Origin of the sequence: Plantactinospora siamensis (assembly GCF_042434095.1) — a bacterium.
Lineage (GTDB): Bacteria > Actinomycetota > Actinomycetes > Mycobacteriales > Micromonosporaceae > KBS50.
Window position 1 is genome coordinate 115,046 of the sequence record NZ_JBHLUE010000026.1, and the last position, 16,691, is coordinate 131,736.

Annotated in this window: 12 protein-coding genes; 11 read left to right on the forward strand and 1 reads right to left on the reverse strand. The window is 71.2% G+C overall.

Going from position 1 to position 16,691, the window contains the following annotated elements:
* The first annotated feature begins 9 nt into the window (after positions 1–9).
* The 9 genes from ACFFHU_RS25895 to ACFFHU_RS25935 all read left to right on the forward strand — a co-directional run bounded on the left by ACFFHU_RS25895 (position 10) and on the right by ACFFHU_RS25935 (position 14,498).
* On the forward strand, positions 10–1,011 hold the full coding sequence (locus ACFFHU_RS25895) for a LacI family DNA-binding transcriptional regulator (protein WP_377342862.1): 1,002 nt from the start codon (positions 10–12) through the stop codon (positions 1,009–1,011).
* A 280-nt stretch (positions 1,012–1,291) separates the two neighbouring features.
* Complete coding sequence (locus ACFFHU_RS25900; protein WP_377342863.1) at positions 1,292–2,668, forward strand: ABC transporter substrate-binding protein; 1,377 nt, start codon at positions 1,292–1,294, stop codon at positions 2,666–2,668.
* Positions 2,669–2,769: 101 nt separating this feature from the next.
* Positions 2,770–3,729, forward strand: coding sequence for a carbohydrate ABC transporter permease (locus ACFFHU_RS25905; RefSeq protein ID WP_377342864.1), 960 nt, complete (start codon positions 2,770–2,772; stop codon positions 3,727–3,729).
* A gap of 3 nt (positions 3,730–3,732) precedes the next feature.
* Positions 3,733–4,623 carry a carbohydrate ABC transporter permease gene (locus ACFFHU_RS25910; protein ID WP_377342865.1) on the forward strand — a complete coding sequence of 297 codons (891 nt, stop codon included), beginning with the start codon at positions 3,733–3,735 and terminating at the stop codon, positions 4,621–4,623.
* A 103-nt stretch (positions 4,624–4,726) separates the two neighbouring features.
* Complete coding sequence (locus tag ACFFHU_RS25915) at positions 4,727–6,352, forward strand: glycoside hydrolase family 13 protein (RefSeq protein ID WP_377343488.1); 1,626 nt, start codon at positions 4,727–4,729, stop codon at positions 6,350–6,352.
* Positions 6,353–6,549: 197 nt separating this feature from the next.
* Positions 6,550–9,432, forward strand: a complete 2,883-nt coding sequence (locus ACFFHU_RS25920) for a galactose-binding domain-containing protein (RefSeq protein ID WP_377342866.1) — start codon at positions 6,550–6,552, stop codon at positions 9,430–9,432.
* A gap of 97 nt (positions 9,433–9,529) precedes the next feature.
* A complete protein-coding gene (locus tag ACFFHU_RS25925; RefSeq protein ID WP_377342867.1) occupies positions 9,530–13,537 on the forward strand; it encodes a galactose-binding domain-containing protein in 4,008 nt (1,335 codons plus the stop codon).
* A 115-nt stretch (positions 13,538–13,652) separates the two neighbouring features.
* Positions 13,653–14,045, forward strand: a complete 393-nt coding sequence (locus ACFFHU_RS25930) for a VOC family protein (protein WP_377342868.1) — start codon at positions 13,653–13,655, stop codon at positions 14,043–14,045.
* A gap of 51 nt (positions 14,046–14,096) precedes the next feature.
* Positions 14,097–14,498: a tautomerase family protein gene (locus tag ACFFHU_RS25935; RefSeq protein ID WP_377342869.1), complete on the forward strand. Its 402-nt coding sequence runs from the start codon at positions 14,097–14,099 to the stop codon at positions 14,496–14,498.
* 20 nt (positions 14,499–14,518) lie between these two features.
* Here ACFFHU_RS25935 and ACFFHU_RS25940 read toward each other — a convergent pair whose 3' ends face one another.
* Positions 14,519–15,217 carry a hypothetical protein gene (locus tag ACFFHU_RS25940; RefSeq protein WP_377342871.1) on the reverse strand — a complete coding sequence of 233 codons (699 nt, stop codon included), beginning with the start codon at positions 15,215–15,217 and terminating at the stop codon, positions 14,519–14,521.
* Between the two features lie 18 nt (positions 15,218–15,235).
* Between ACFFHU_RS25940 and ACFFHU_RS25945 the strand changes: the two genes are divergently transcribed.
* Positions 15,236–16,213 carry a phosphotransferase family protein gene (locus ACFFHU_RS25945; RefSeq protein WP_377342872.1) on the forward strand — a complete coding sequence of 326 codons (978 nt, stop codon included), beginning with the start codon at positions 15,236–15,238 and terminating at the stop codon, positions 16,211–16,213.
* A 20-nt stretch (positions 16,214–16,233) separates the two neighbouring features.
* Entirely contained in the window at positions 16,234–16,416 is a 183-nt protein-coding gene (locus ACFFHU_RS25950; RefSeq protein WP_377342873.1) for an MBL fold metallo-hydrolase, read from the forward strand.
* The last annotated feature ends 275 nt before the right edge of the window (positions 16,417–16,691 follow it).

A 16,691-nucleotide genomic window follows, 5' to 3' on the forward strand; every position in this document is an offset into this window, starting at 1 on the left:
ATTGCCGCCGTGACGAAACGGTTGACCGAGGTGGCTCGCAAGGCGGGCGTCAGCGAGGCGACCGTGAGCCGGGTGCTCAACGGCCGCGGCGGGGTGTCCGAGGCGACCCGCACGGCCGTGCTGACCGCCCTGGACGTGCTGGGCTACGAGCGCCCGACGAAGCTGCGCGGGGAACGGGCCCGGCTGGTCGGACTGGTCCTGCCGGAGTTGCAGAACCCGATCTTCCCGGCGCTGGCCGAGGTGGTCACCGGCTCGCTCGCGCAACGGGGCTTCACCCCGGCGCTCTGCGCCCGCACCATCGGCGGCGTGCCCGAGTCCGGCTACGTGGAGATGCTGCTGGACCACCAGGTCAGCGGCGTCATCTTCGCCGGCGGCTCGTACGCGCTGGCCGACGCCTCGCACGAGCACTACCGGCGGCTGACCGACCGGGGGCTGCCGGTGGTGCTGGTCAACGCCGGCGTCGAGGAGCTGGGCTTCCCGCGCGTGTCCACCGACGACGCGGTCGCCGTCGAGCAGGCGTACGGGCACCTGCGGTCGCTCGGGCACGAGCGGATCGGCATGGTGCTCGGCCCGGTGGACCACGTGCCCTCGCGGCGCAAGCTGGACGCGATGGTCCGGGTCGCCGGCTGGGGCGAGGATCGCGGCCTCGTCGAGCGCTCCAGCTTCTCCATGGAGGGCGCCCGGGTGGCCGCGACCAAGCTGGTGGAGCGCGGCGCGACCGGCATCGTGTGCGCCAGCGACGTGCTGGCCCTGGGCACCATCCGGGCGGCCCGCCGGCTCGGCCGCGCGGTGCCGGCCGACGTGTCGGTGGTCGGCTTCGACGACTCCGCGTTCATGACCTGCACCGACCCGCCGCTGACCACCGTGCGGCAGCCGATCGAGACCATGGGTCAGGCCGCGGTGGACCTGCTGGTCACCCAGATCGAGGGCGCCGGCGTGCTGCACGACGAGTTGCTCTTCGAACCCGAGCTGGTGGTCCGCGGCTCCACCGCGCCCGCGCCGCGCCCCTGATCCCTCGCGCCACCCCGCACCGCCTCGGCGCCACCTCGCGCCATCCGGCCGTCGACCGCGTCCACCTGCGGCCGGCGACCGCTTCGCGTCTCCGAAGCCTGCTGTCTCATCCAGCCGTCGCGAAGTCGCATTCTTTCGTCATTAGGTCGAGACCTTGCTGTAAAGAGTCTGTGTCGCTACATTGACTCCACTTCCACCGGACCCCGGGGCGCCGGCAGCCGCGCGGTCACCGCAGATCAGTGAAGTCAATCGATACATCCGTTCCCGAAGGGATGGACAGATGTCCGTACCGCAGCACCGGAGGGTCGCGGCGCTGGCGCTCGCGGCCGGCCTCGGGCTCAGCCTGGCGGCGTGCTCCACCAAGAGCGGCGACGCCGGCGAGGCCGGCGGCAAGGTCACCATCACGGTCGACTGCCAGCCGGTCGGCGCGCAGAAGGAACTGTTGAAGAACTGGAACGACGACGTCACCGAGTTCCAGCGGCAGAACCCCAACATCGTCGTCAAGAGCGTCAGCGTCGGCGAGCAGTGCAACAACCCGCCCGACTTCACCGCCCGGCTCGCCGGCGGCACCGTCACCGACGTCTTCTACGGCTACATGACCGACCTTCAGCAGGTGCTGGACTCCGGCCAGGCGATGGACATCACCCCGTACGTCAACAAGGACACGATCCCCACCTGGGACAGCGTGGACCCGGCGCTCAAGCAGGTCTTCACCGACGACGGCAAGCTCTACGGCGTACCGGTGAAGAACTACTCGATGGGCCTGATCTACAACAAGGCGCTGTTCCAGCGCGCCGGACTCGACGTGAGCAACCCACCGAAGACGTGGCCCGAGGTGCGCGTCGCGGCCAAGAAGATCGCCGCCCTCGGCGGCGGCGTCGCCGGGTACTCCGAGTACAGCGCCGGCAACACCGGCGGGTGGCACTTCACCTCGCTGCTGTACGCCCAGGGCGGTCAGGTGCTGACCGCCGACGGCAAGAAGGCCGACTTCAACAACGCGATGGGCCGGCAGGTCCTGCAGAACCTCAAGGACATGCGCTACGGCGACAACAGCATGGGAAGCCGGCAGCTGCTCCAGTGGGGCGACCTGCTGACCAACGCCGGCGCCGGCAAGGTCGGCATGTTCATCGGCGCGCCCGACGCCACCCAGGCCATCGTCAGCCAGTTCCAGGGCAAGTACCAGGACTGGGCCATGGGTCCGCTGCCCGGCCAGGACGGCCTGGCCAAGGCAACCCTCGGCGGTGGCGAGGGCTACTTCTTCAAGAAGGGTCTCTCCGCCGACCAGGTCAAGGCCGGTCTGAAGTGGATCGCCTACCAGAAGCTCACGCCGGGCAAGGGACAGTTCGACTACGCCCGGGCCAAGCCCCAGAACTACCCGGTCGGCCTGCCCCAGCCACTGCTGTTCACGAACGGCAGCGACGCGCAGAAGCAGGAACTCGACCTGCGCAAGGCCAACGCCAACGTGGACACCGCCAACTTCGCGCTCTTCGAGGCCAACCCGGTGCCGATCAAGGGCGAGCCCCGCGACGCCCAGGCCATCTACGCGGTGCTCGACGCCGCGATGTCCGGCGTGCTGACCAACCCGAACGCGAACATCGACGCGCTGCTCAAGACCGCCGAGGGCAAGGTCAACCAGCTGCTGGCCGCCAAGAGCTGACCCGGCCGGCGTGGGGGCCGGCCGGCCACGCCACCCCGGCCCCCACGCCACCCCGGCGCTACCGGCACGCACGTCACGCCCCCACTACCGCAGGAGTCGCCTTGGCGCTCACCACCGCCCCGGTCGCCACCGGCAGAGCCGGCCGGGCCGCCCCGCCGCCGCGGCGTGCCGCCGCCCGCCGCGCCGCAGTCGGCCGGCGGGTACGGGACAACCTCACCGGACACGCGTTTCTGCTCGGCGCTGTCGCCTGCTTCGCCGTCTTCTCCTGGTACCCGATGGTCCGCGGCGTGGTGATGAGCTTCCAGCGCACCCGGCGCGGTCACACGACCTGGGTGGGCTGGGACAACTACGCGCGGATCATCGCCGACCCGAGCTTCTGGACCGCCTGGCGCAACACGTTCGTCTTCACCGGCCTGGCGCTGGTGCTCGGCTACGCCGTGCCGTTCTTCGTGGCGATCCTGCTCAACGAGCTGCGCCACGCCAAGGGCTACCTGCGGGCGCTGGTCTACCTGCCGGTGATGCTCCCGCCGGCCTCCGCGCTGTTCCTGTTCAAGTTCTACGCGTACGACCCGAGCGAGGCGGGGCTGTTCAACGCGATCCTGCACGCGCTGCGCCTGCCCACGTCCGAGTGGATGCAGTCGCCGACGATGACCATGCCGGCCATGGTCCTCGCATCCACCTGGATGAACATGGGCGGCGCCGTGCTGATCTACCTGGCGGCGTTGCAGAACATCCCCGGTGAGCTGTACGAGGCCGCCGAGATCGACGGCGCGGGCGTGTGGCGGCGCATCGTCGACGTCACGATCCCGCAGACCCGGCTGATCCTCGCCCTGCTGGCGATGCTGCAGATCGTCGCCACCATGCAGCTGTTCATCGAGCCGCTGATCCTCGCCAACGGTGCCGGCACCCAGGACTCGGCCACCTCGGTGGCGTACCTGATCTACCAGCACGGGTTCTTCCAGAACGATCTCAACGGCGCCGCCGCGCTCGGCGTGATCATGCTGGTGGTGCTGGCCGGGTTCTCCGCCGGCTACCTGCGACTGACCGCGAGACAGGACTAGGACATGGCAGCCGACGACCCCACCACCCGGACCCTCATCTCGGCGGCCCAACTGCGGCGCGGTCGCGGCCGGGTCCTCTACTGGATCGTGCTCGCCGTCGTCGTGACGGCGTTCACCCTGGTCTTCCTCGGCCCGCTCTACTGGATGGTCACCGGCGCGTTGAAGTCGGGCCAGGAGGTCGCGCAGACCCCGCCGTCGCTGTTTCCCCGGGATCCGCGGCCACAGAACTACGCCGACGCCTGGGCCAACCTCGACCTGGCCAAGCTGCTGTTCAACACGTTCTACTACGCCACCGGCGCGGTGCTGTTCCAGCTCGTCTTCGACACCGCCGCCGCGTACGCGCTGTCCAAGCTGCGCCCGGTGCTCGGCGGGCTGATCCTCGGCATGATGCTGGCGACGCTGATGATCCCGGCGATGGTGCTGATCGTCCCGCAGTACGTGACCGTGATCGACCTGCCCATCCTGCACCTCAACCTGCTCGACTCACCGTTCGCGATCTGGCTCCCGTTGGTCGCCAACGCGTTCAACATCTTCCTGCTCAAGCGGTTCTTCGACTCGATACCGGAGGACCTGATGGCCGCCGCCGTGATGGACGGCGCCACGCCGCTGCGTACGCTCTGGTCGATCGTCCTGCCGATGTCGCGCCCCATCCTCGGCGTGGTCGCGATCTTCGCCGTCACGGCGGTCTGGAAGGACTTCCTCTGGCCGAAGCTGGTCATGCCGTCCCCGGAGACCCGGACCGTCAGCGTCGGCATCTACGCCTTCGCCGGCGGCACCCCGATGAACGTGGTGATCGCCGCATCTGTCATCGCCGCGATCCCCACGGTCGTGCTGTTCCTGCTCTTCCAACGCAACATCATGTCCGGCCTGACCACCGGCGGCCTCAAGGGCTGACCCGCCGCCGTGCGGCCACCGCCGTCCGCCCCGCCCCCGCCCGACCGCCGAGGCGCCGCAACCCGCCGACGTACCGACCCGCAGAAAGCAGGTGACCGTGCCCATGGTCGACAGCAGCCCGTGGTGGCGCTCAGCGGTGATCTACCAGATCTACCCGCGCAGCTTCGCCGACGGCAACGGCGACGGGATCGGCGACGTCGCCGGCATCCGATCCCGTTTGGACCATCTCGCCGCGCTCGGCGTCGACGCGATCTGGTTCAGCCCCTGGTACCCCTCACCGATGGCCGACGCCGGCTACGACGTGTCCGACTACCGCGACATCGACCCGGTCTTCGGCACCCTCGGCGAGGTGGAGACGCTGATCGCCGAGGCGCACGCGCTGGGCATCCGGACCGTCGTCGACGTGGTGCCCAACCACTGCTCCGACGCGCACCCGTGGTTCCGCGCCGCGCTGGCCGGCGGGCCCGGCGCGCCCGAGCGGGAGCTGTTCTGGTTCCGCCCCGGCCGGGGGCCGGGCGGGGACCTGCCGCCCACCGACTGGACCGGCGAGTTCGGCGGCCCGACCTGGACCCGCACCACCGACCCGGACGGCGCCCCCGGCGACTGGTACCTGCACCTGTTCTCCCCGCAGCAACCGGACTTCAACTGGGACCATCCCCGGGTGCGCGCCGAGTTCGAGGACATCCTGCGCTTCTGGTTCGACCGTGGCGTGGACGGGATCCGCATCGACTCGGCCGGCCTGCTGGTCAAGGACGGCACGCTGCCGGAGGTCCACCCGGACCGGCCGCACCCGTTCCGGGACCTGGACGGCGTACACGAGGTCTACCGTGCCTGGCGGCGGATCGCCGACGGCTACCCGGGTCAGCGGGCGCTGGTCGGTGAGGTGTGGCTGCCGGACCGGCAGCGGTTCGCCAACTACCTGCGCCCGGACGAGCTGCACACCGCGTTCAACTTCGACTTCCTCGGCTGCGCCTGGGACGCCGGCGCGCTGCGGGAAAGCATCGACGGGACGCTGAACGCGCATTCGCCGGTCGGCGCGCCGGCCACCTGGGTGCTGTCCAACCACGACGTCACCCGGCACGTCACCCGCTACGGCCGGGCCGACACCACGTTCAGCTTCGCCGCCAAGCGCGAAGGCATCCCCACCGACCTGGAACTGGGCACCCGCCGCGCCCGGGCCGCCGCGCTGCTCTGCCTCGCGCTGCCCGGCGCGGCCTACGTCTACCAGGGCGAGGAGTTGGGGCTGTGGGAGGTCGAGGACATCCCGTACGAGCTGCGGCAGGACCCGATGTGGGAGCGTTCCGGGCGGGTCGACCCGGGCCGCGACGGCTGCCGGGTGCCGCTGCCCTGGCAGGGCGACACCCCGCCGTTCGGGTTCAGCCCCGACGGCGCGACGGCCGCGCCGTGGCTGCCCCAGCCGGCCGACTGGAAGGACCGCACGGTCCGCGTCCAGACCGGCGATCCGCACTCGATGCTCGAGCTCTACCGGGCAGCCCTGGCGCTGCGCCGGGCGGAGCCCGCGCTCGGTGACGGCGGGCTGACCTGGCTGCCCGCGCCGGACGGGGTGCTCGTGTTCGCCCGCGAACCCGGCTTCACCTGCGTGGTCAACCTCGGCGATCGGGCCGTGGCGCTGCCCCGGCACGACCGGCTGCTGCTGGCCAGCGGGCCGCTGGATGACGACCGGCTGCCGCCGGACACGGCCGTCTGGCTGCGTACCCGATCGACCTGACCGCGGCGGCGCCGGCGGCACCCCCGCAGCACCGGCGCCACCGCGGACCGCCCGGCGGACAGCCCCGCCGCCGGGGCCACCACCGCGACCAGCGGCCCGTCCCGGCCGCCGCCGCGCCACACCTGGGAGGAGGGAGCGAGACCGCCGCACCGCCGCACGGGGGAACCTGGCCACCGACCCAAGGGAGCACACCCCGCATGGCCGAGCACACCACCGCGCACCGCCACCGCAGGACCGGGCTGGCGGCCCTGGCCGCCGCCGCGCTCGCCGCCTCGACGCTGACCGTCGTGGCGTTGACCGCCACCGCCACCCCGGCGCAGGCCGCCGGGCTGTCCCCGTTCGACATCGCCGGCCGCGGCGCCACCGTCCCGTTCCGCGAGCAGGAGGCGGAACGGGCCGCCTACACCGGCACCAAGATCGGCCCCGACCGGCACTACGGCACCCTGCCGTCCGAGGCGTCCGGCCGGGAGGCGGTCACCCTCGACACCGTCGGCCAGTACGTCGAGTTCACCCTCGCCGCCCCGGCCAACGCGGTCACCTTCCGCTACAGCCTGCCGGACAACGCGGCCGGCACCGGCCGGGACGCCACCGTCGACCTGCGCGCGAACGGCACGCTGGTCAAGGCCGTCCCGGTCACCTCCCGGTACGGCTGGTACTACGGCGGCTACCCGTTCAACAACAACCCGGGCGACACCAACCCGCACCACTTCTACGACGAGACCCGGACCATGTTCGGCGCCACCTACCCGGCCGGCACGAAGATCCGCCTCCAGGTCTCCTCGACCGCGCAGTCGCCCAGCTTCACCATCGATCTGGCCGACTTCGAGCTGGTCGGGGCGCCGATCGACAAACCGGCCGGCGTGCTGGACGTGGTCACCGACTTCGGCGCCGACCCGACCGGCGCCACCGACTCGACGGCGAAGTTCCAGGCCGCCGTGGACGCCGGCAAGGCGCAGGGCAGGGCGGTGTGGATCCCGACCGGCACGTTCACGCTCTGGGACCACGTGGTGGTCGACGGCGTGACGCTGCGCGGCGCCGGGCCGTGGTACTCGGTGCTCGGCGGCCGGCACCCCACCGACCGCAAGCGGGCCGCCGGCATCTACGGCAAGTACGTCTCCGGCGGCGGCTACTCGGGGGAGATCCGCCCGTACGAGGCCGGCGGCCCCAGCCGCAACGTCACGCTGCGGGACTTCGCCATCATCGGCGACATCCGGGAACGGGTCGACGAGGACCAGGTCAACGCGCTCGGCGGTGCGCTGACCGACTCGGTGGTGGACAACGTCTGGCTGCAGCACACCAAGGTCGGCGCCTGGATGGACGGCCCGATGAACAACCTCACCATCCGCAACAGCCGGATCCTCGACCAGACCGCCGACGGGGTGAACTTCCACTGGGGCGTCACCAACTCCACGGTGACCAACACGTTCGTCCGCAATACCGGTGACGACGGGCTGGCCATGTGGGCGCAGAACGTGCCGAACGTCGGCAACTCCTTCACGCACAACACGGTCGGCGTCACGGTCCTGGCCAACCACCTGGTCACCTACGGCGGGCGCGACATCACCATCGCCGACAACGTGACCGCCGACTCGGTGACCAACGGCGGCGGCATCCACGTGGCCAACCGCTATCCCGGGGTCAACGGGCCGACCGCGGTGGCCGGCACCATCACGATCGCCCGCAACACGCTGATCCGCAACGGCAACTCCGACTACAACTGGCAGTTCGGGGTGGGCGCGATCTGGTTCTCCGCGCTCAACGAGCCGATCCAGGGCGCCGCCATCAACGTCACCGACACCGACATCCTGGACAGCTCGTACGCGGCGCTGCACTGGATCGAGGGACAGACCAGCGGCATCTCCCTCAACAACGTCCGCATCGACGGCGCGGGCACGTTCGCGCTCCAGGCGCAGGCGCCCAGCCAGGTCAGCTTCACCAACGTACGGGCCACCAACATCGCCCAGGCCAACCCGATGTACAACTGCGTCGGCAGTGGCTTCCAGATCACCCAGGGCGCCGGCAACTCCGGCTGGTACACGGCCACCCCGTACTGCGGGCCGTGGCCGGAGCCGCAGTGGGGCAACGGGCCGTCCAGTCCGCCACCCACCAGCCCGCCGCCGACCACCGCCCCGCCCACCACGCCGCCGCCGAGCACGCCGCCCCCGACCACGCCGCCGCCGACCGGCGGGAACCTGGCCCTCGGCCGACCGGCGACCGCCACCAGCACCACCCAGACGTACCTCGCCGGTAACGCGGTCGACGGCAACGCGGCCAGCTACTGGGAGAGCGCGAACAACAGCTTCCCGCAGTCGCTCACCGTCGACCTCGGCGCCGCCCGCGCCGTCGACCGGGTGGTGCTCAAACTCCCGGCCGGCTGGGAACGCCGCACCGAGACGCTGTCCGTGCTCGGCTCCACCGACGGGTCGTCGTACGGCACGCTCGCCGCGCCGGCCGACCGCGTGTTCGACCCGGCGTCCGGCAACAGCATGTCGATCGCGGTGCCGCCCGGCGACCGCCGGTTCGTCCGGGTCACCGTCACCGGCAACACCGGCTGGCCGGCAGGTCAGGTGTCGGAACTGGAGGTGTACGGCGACGGCACGACCACCCCGCCGCCGACCACCCCGCCCGCCTCGACTCCGCCGCCGACCACCGCGCCGCCGACCGGCAACCTGGCCGCCGGCCGACCCGTCGCCGAGACCAGCCACACCGACGTCTACGGCGCCGGCAACTGCGTCGACGGAAACCCGAACACCTACTGGGAGAGCGCCAACAACGCCTTCCCGCAGTCGGTGACCGTCGACCTGGGCAGCGCCCGGCCGGTCGCCCGGGTCGTGCTCAAGCTGCCACCGTCGGCGGCCTGGCAGACCCGCACCCAGACGGTGGCGGTGCTCGGCTCCACCGACGGCTCGTCGTTCACCACGCTCAAGCCGGCGGCCGGCTGGACGTTCGACCCGGCGTCCGGCAACACCGTGACGATCCCGCTGACCACCGGTGATCGCCGCTATGTGCGGCTGACGTTTACCGGCAACACCGGCTGGCCGGCCGGCCAACTCTCCGAGTTCGAGGTCTACGCCTCCTGACCCGGCACGGCGGGGGTCCCGGCCGGACCCCCGCCGCACCACCGCGCCACCCGCACGCCCGCGCACCTGCCCCCCGGGAAGAAGGTGTCCCTCCACCATGTCCAGACTCCGTACCGGAATCGTCGCGGTGCTCGCCGCGATCGGCCTGGCCGTCACCGCGGCCCCGGCCCCGCCCGCCCTCGCCGCCGGCGGCCCGAACCTCGCCGCCGGCCGGCCCGCCGCCGCCAGCAGCGTCAACGGCCCCTACGTCACCGCCAACCTGACCGACGGCAACCAGGGCAGCTACTGGGAGAGCGGCGGCGCGCTGCCCCAGTGGGCCCAGGTCGACCTCGGCGCCGGCCGCGCCGTCGACCAGGTGGTGCTCAAGCTGCCGGCCGCCTGGGAGGCCCGCGACCAGACGCTGTCCGTGCAGGCGAGCGCCGACGGCAGCGGATTCGGCACGGTCGTCGCCGCGGCCGCCCGGTCGTTCAGCCCGGCCGCCGGCAACGCCGTGACGCTCGGCTTTCCCGCCACCAACGCCCGCTACCTGCGCGTCGTCATCACCGCGAACACCGGCTGGCCCGCCGCCCAGCTCGCCGAGCTGGAGGTCTACGGCACCGCGTCCTCGTCCACCAACCTGGCGCTGGGCGCGACGATGACCGAGAGCGGCCACGCCGACGTCTACGGGGCGGGCAACGCCAACGACGGCAACGCGGCCAGCTACTGGGAGAGCCCGAACAACGCGTTCCCGCAGTGGATCCAGGCCGACCTGGGCGCCGCGGTCAGCGTCAACCGGCTGGTGCTGCGGCTACCCGCCGGCTGGGGCGCGCGCACGCAGACCCTGACCGTGCAGGGCAGCGCCACCGGCACGTCGTTCGCCACGCTTGTCGGCGCCGCGTCGTACGCGTTCGACCCGGCCGGCGGCAACACGGTGACCGTCACCGTGCCCACCGCCTCCACCCGCTACCTGCGGCTGCTGTTCACCGCCAACAGCGCCTGGCCCGCCGGGCAACTCTCCGAGCTGGAGATCTACGGACCCGCGACCGGCGACACCCAGCCGCCCACCACGCCGGGCAACCTCGCGTTCACCGAGCCGGCCAGCGGGCAGATCCGGCTGACCTGGACCGCGTCCACCGACAACGTCGGCGTCACCGGCTACGACGTGTACGCCAACGGCGTGCTGCGCACCAGCGTCGACGGCGCGACGCTGACCTACACCGACACCCAGCCGGCGGGAACCACCGTGGCCTACTACGTGCGGGCCCGGGACGCGGCCGGCAACGTGTCGGCCAACAGCAACACCGTGACCCGGACCGGCGCCACCACCGGCGGCACCAACCTGGCGGTCGGCAGGCCGGCCACCGCGTCCTCGACGGTGCACGTGTTCACCGCGGCCAACGCCGTCGACAACGACGTCACCACCTACTGGGAGGGCGCGCCCGGCGCGTACCCGAGCACGCTGACCGTCGCGCTGGGCGCCAACGCCAGCATCAGCGCCATCGTGGTGAAGCTCAACCCGGACCCGGCGTGGGGCGCGCGTACCCAGACGTTCCAGGTGCTCGGCCGGGAGCAGTCCGCCACGGGTTTCGCCACCCTGGTCGGGTCGGCGACGTACGCGTTCAACCCCGCCAGCAGCAACACCGTGACCATCCCGGTCACGGCGACCGCCGCGGACGTCCGGTTGCAGTTCACCGCGAACTCCGGCTCATCCAACGGCCAGGTCGCCGAGCTCCAGGTGATCGGCGTACCGGCCGCCAACCCGGACCTCACCGTCACCGGCGTTACCGCCGCACCCGCCGCGCCGGTGGAGACCGACGCGATCACCCTGTCGGCCACCGTGCGCAACGCCGGCACCGCGGCGTCCGCCGCCACCGACGTCAACTTCTACCTGGGTACGACGAAGGTCGGCACCGCGGCCGTCGGCGCGCTCGCGGCCGGCGCGTCGAGCACGGTCTCGGCGGGCATCGGCACCCGCGACGCGGGCAGCTACCAGCTCACCGCGAAGGTCGACGAGTCGAACGCGGTGATCGAGCAGAACGAGGCGAACAACAGCTACACCAACCCCAACGCGTTGACGGTCACCCCGGTGGCCAGTTCCGACCTGGTGGCCTCCGCGGTGACCTGGTCGCCCGGCACGCCGAGCGCCGGCGCCACCGTCAGCTTCGCGGTGACGCTGCGCAACCAGGGCACGATCGCCTCGGCGAGCGGCGCCCACGGCATCACGCTGACCGTGCTCAACGACGCGGGCGCGGTGGTCAGCACGCTCACCGGCTCCTACAGCGGCGCCATCGCCGCCGGGGCCACCACCGGCCCGGTGTCGCTGGGCGCCTGGACCGCCGCCAACGGCCGCTACACGGTGCGGGTGGTGCTGGCCGACGACGCCAACGAGCTGCCGGTGAAGCGGCAGAACAACACCAGCGACCGGGCGCTGTTCGTCGGCCGCGGGGCGAACCTGCCCTACGACATGTACGAGGCCGAGGACGGCTCGGTCGGCGGCGGCGCCCAGGTGATCGGGCCGAACCGCACCATCGGCGACCTCGCCGGGGAGGCGTCCGGCCGGCGGGCGGTCACCCTCAACACCACCGGCGCGTACGTCGAGTGGACCAGCCGATCGGCGGCGAACGCCCTGGTCACCCGCTTCTCCATCCCGGACGCCCCCGGCGGCGGCGGGATCGACTCGACGCTGAACATCTACGTCAACGGCGTGCTGCACAAGCCGATCAGCCTCACCTCCAAGCACATCTGGCTCTACGGCGCGGAGGCCGCCCCGAGCGACTCGCCCGGCGCGGGCCCGGCCCGGCACCTCTACGACGAGGCGAACGTGCTGCTCGACTCCACCGTCCCGGCGGGCAGCCGGATCCGGCTGCAGAAGGACCCGGCCAACACCACCACGTACGCGATCGACTTCATCAACACCGAGCTGGTGGCGCCGCGGGCCAACCCGGACCCGGCCCACTACAAGGTGCCGGCCGGGTTCAGCCAGCAGGACGTGCAGAACGCGCTGGACGCGGTGCGGATGGACACCACCGGCACCCTGGTCGGCGTCTACCTGCCGGCCGGCACCTACGAGACCGCGCAGAAGTTCCAGGTGTACGGCAAGGCCGTCAAGGTTGTCGGCGCCGGCATGTGGTACACCCGCTTCCAGACGCCGACGAACCAGCAGAACACCGACGCCGGCTTCGCCGTGCAGTCCTCGGCCAGCGGATCGACCTTCGCCCAGCTGGCCTTCTTCGGCAACTACACCAACCGGATCGACGGTCCGGGCAAGGTGTGGGGAGAGCTGAAGGACGTCGACAACCTCACCCTGGACAGCGTCTGGGTGGAGCACACCGTCTGCGCCTACTGGGGAGTGAGCGTCGACGGGCTCACCATCCGGGACAGCCGCATCCGCGACACCTTCGCCGACGGGGTGAACATGACCAACGGCAGCACCAACGCGTTGGTCACCAACTCCGAGGGCCGCTCCAACGGCGACGACGCGTTCGCGCTGTTCTCCGCCACCGACCAGGGCGGTGCGACCGGCAACCACGGAAACGTGTTCGAGAACCTGACCGCCACGCTGACCTGGCGGGCCGCCGGCATCGCCGTGTACGGCGGCTACGACAACACCTTCCGCAACCTGCTGGTCGCCGACCAGTTGACGTACGCGGGCATCACCATCAGCTCGCTGGACTTCGGCTACCCGTTCGTCGGGTTCGGCGCCAGCCCGCCCACCCGGTTCGAGAACATCTCCCTGATCCGCTCGGGCGGGCACTTCTGGGGCGCGCAGACGTTCCCCGCGATGTGGCTGTTCTCCGCGTCCAAGGAGTTCCGCGGCATCCGGGTGACCGACGTGGACATCGTCGACCCGACGTACTCGGGGATCATGTTCCAGACCAAGTACACCGGCGGCCAACCGGAGAACCCGATCACCGACACCGTGCTCACCAACGTGTCCATCTCGGGGGCGCGGCGCAGCGGCGACGCGTACGACGCCAAGTCCGGCTTCGGCATCTGGGTCAACGAGATGCCCGAGGCGGGCCAGGGCCCGGCGGTCGGCTCGGCCACGTTCACCAACCTGCGGCTGAGCGACAACTATCAGGACATCAGGAACACGACCAGCACGTTCACCATCACCCGCAACTGATCACCCTTCCACGGGCCGCCGGGGGAGGGGTTCTCCCGGCGGCCCGTGGACGCCGTTCCGTCGCTGAGGAGGGGACCACCTCGAGGGTCGTTCGATCCCGCTAGGCTCGGCCCTCATGGGATCGCCGACGCCGTTCATCCATCACCTTGGCGTGTTTGCCTCGGACTTCGACAGAAGTGAGCGGTTCTACACGGCCACGCTGGAGTCACTCGGAATCGCCGCTGGCTACCGAGCCGACGGTGTGGCCGAGTATTGGCACCCGGGCCAGGACACGCCGTCGGTGTCCTTGGAACGTGCGGACCAGGCGGCAACCGTGACCAAGGGAATGCACCTGGCGTTCGCGGCCGGCAGCCGGGCGGCGGTAGACGCCTTCCACGCTGCTGCACTGACGGCCGGGGGCGTCATCAGGCACGCTCCGCGGTTCTGGAGTGAGTATCGCGCCTACTGCGCGTTCGTCAGCGATCCGGATGGCAACAACGTCGAGGCCGTTCACAAGGAGATCCCATGACGGCGAGCAGTCGCAGTCCGGCACCTGTTCTCTGACATCCGGGAGTTGCCGATGCCGCACGTAACGCTCTACGCGCTCGAAGAAGAGCTCACCGGACGTGAACCGGCCCTCATCGGGGAACTGACCAGCGCCGTCGTCTCCGTCTATGGCGAGTGGGCCCGAAGCTCGGTGGATGTCAGGCTCATCGGCATCCCTGCCGGACGCTGGGCTCGCGGCGGAGTCACGGTCGCCACGGCCGCCCCCTCCGTCACCTTTGGCATGCGCGAGGAGGTGTTCGCGCGAGCGGACGCGGCCAGCGTCATCACACAGCTCGTAGCCGCGCTTACCGACGCTGTTGCTGCCATATTCGGCAACGAATGCCGCGAAGAGATTCTCGTCGACCTTGTCGGCCAACCCACGTCTCGGTCCGGGCTCGGCGGGAAGGTCATCAGCGACGCCCGCGCCAGCGACTAGTCCTATGGAAGCAGCAGCCATCACCGGGCAGCTGCGTCCGGGCGGTCGAGCCGGGGTCGGCGCCGGCGCGCCAGCCGGGTCCCCACGAGGCTGCCGACAAGGCCGACCACCGATGCGACGAGCAGCCCGCCCAGCAGGTGGGTGAAGCCGTTGTCGAACGAGTTGGCCAGCACGAACGCCCTGAGATCGGTCCAGCCGCTGCGCAGGTAGTCCGGATCGTTGGCCAGGTCCTGCGCGAGCCTGCCCGGAGCCGCCAGGGCCAGGGCGAACCCGTACGTCACCCCGATCATCATGGTGACCATGGCGCACCAGACCGCCGCCAGCAGCCCCAGCCGCAGCGATCCGGTGGCCCGGGCGGCCCAACCGGCGACGACCGACCAGATCAGGAACGGTCCCAGGATCAGTGGCGCGGTGGTGGCCAGGTTCGTCGCGCCCGAGAGCCCGGCGAAGGTCTCCACCGAGATGTTGACCATCTCCAGCACGCCCAGGGCAACGCCGACCAGCGCCGCCACCCGGAGCACCCGGGCTCGGTCGGCGGATAGGGACCTCGTGGCGGCGAACACCACGACGGCGTAGACAGCCAGCAGCGCGATCGGCTCGACCAGGTACGCCACGCTGCCACGCTGGTCGAGAAAGGCGGGATAGCCGACCAGGCCGGCGGTCACGAGCGCCGCGTCGACGCCGAGCACGGCCAGCAAGGCGTTCCGCACCGTACCCATGCGGGCAAGATACGTCACATGACGGCAGCGCCGGGCGCGGGCGGCCACCCGCTCGACCAGCACCGCGACCCGTCCGCCTCAGCCCTCGTCCGAGCCCTGGCCGCCGACGTGGCAGCCCACTACGGCGGCGACCTCACGCGGATGCGGCGAGCGAACGGGTACTCGAACGCGACCTGGGTCGGTGACGGCATCGCCGTGCGGATCGCGCATACACCTGTCAGCATGGCTCGCGAGGCCGCGCTCGTGCGTGCTCTACCACGAGAGGTCGGGCACCCGGAGATCCTCGGAGAAGGCGCGGCCGAAGGCCACGGCTGGATCGTGACCAAGGAGGTTCGCGGCCAGAACCTGCACGAGGCATGGCCGACCCTGACACCTGCCGCGCAGCGCCAGGCGATTCATCAACTGTGGTTCCGAGCCCGTGCCGCGCACGATGCGAGCCCGTTTCTCAGGACGCATGTCGCATCGCACGGGGGCTTCATCCCGGCCACGGTCGGCGCTGCCACCGCGGCGGCTGGACGCGCCGACGGTGCGCTGGGACTGTCCAGCGCCCAGCGGTCGCGGCTCCACGACATCATCGAGGGCTACTTCCGGACTGCGCCCCTCGTCGCGCAGTCCGTCAACCACGGCGACCTCGCCCTGATGAACGCCCTCTGGGATGGCGAGGTCATCGCCCTGCTGGACTTCGAGTTCGCGGTGCTCGGTCCGATCGAGATCGACCTGTGCCGACTCGTCTGCGAGGCCCGCGTGTCCGGGGAAGGCCAGCGCGTTGACTCGGAAGCGGGCGAAGCCGCGCTGGAGATCGCCGCTCGTCACCTGGATCCGGTGCATGGTTCCGCGCTCATCCACGGGGCCGCGGTGCTCGACCAACTCCGCGACCTGGACATCTGGCTCGGCCACGACAGCGCCGACGAACGGGTCGAGGACTGGCGCCCGAGCCGCCTGCTCACGGACCTGCTCGACGCCGAGGGCGGTTACCTCACGCCCCTGCTCCGGTAACCAGCTGGCCGTACATCGCGATGGCGCGCGGACCGGCCCGGGTGTTCGGCACCCTCACCACCTATCACCTGGCGGCGGCGCTGGACGTGCCGGCCGGACAGCTCGCCCCGGTCAAGGGCGGGGAGGTGCTGGACTTCGGCGACTACACGGTCGAGGTGATCGCCGCGCCGCACAACCGCAACCGGGCCTACTCGATGGGCTAGCCGGGGGTGCGGCTGAGCCCGCCGCCGCGCCCACAGACGATCTCGACCTGCCCGAGGGCCACACCCTGGCGTACGCGAACGGCGACTCGAAGCGGTTCGCCGCCTTCGTCGAGTCGATCCGCCGCGTCTCGCCGAAGACCCGGGTGATGGTGCCGGAATATCACACCACGTACGAGTTCTGAGGCCAGGCGAGGCCTGGGCCGGCCGTCCGCGACGGCTGTGATCCCGGGTGCCGGGATGAGCAGTAGCGATCGGCGGGCCGCCGAGACGGCTGC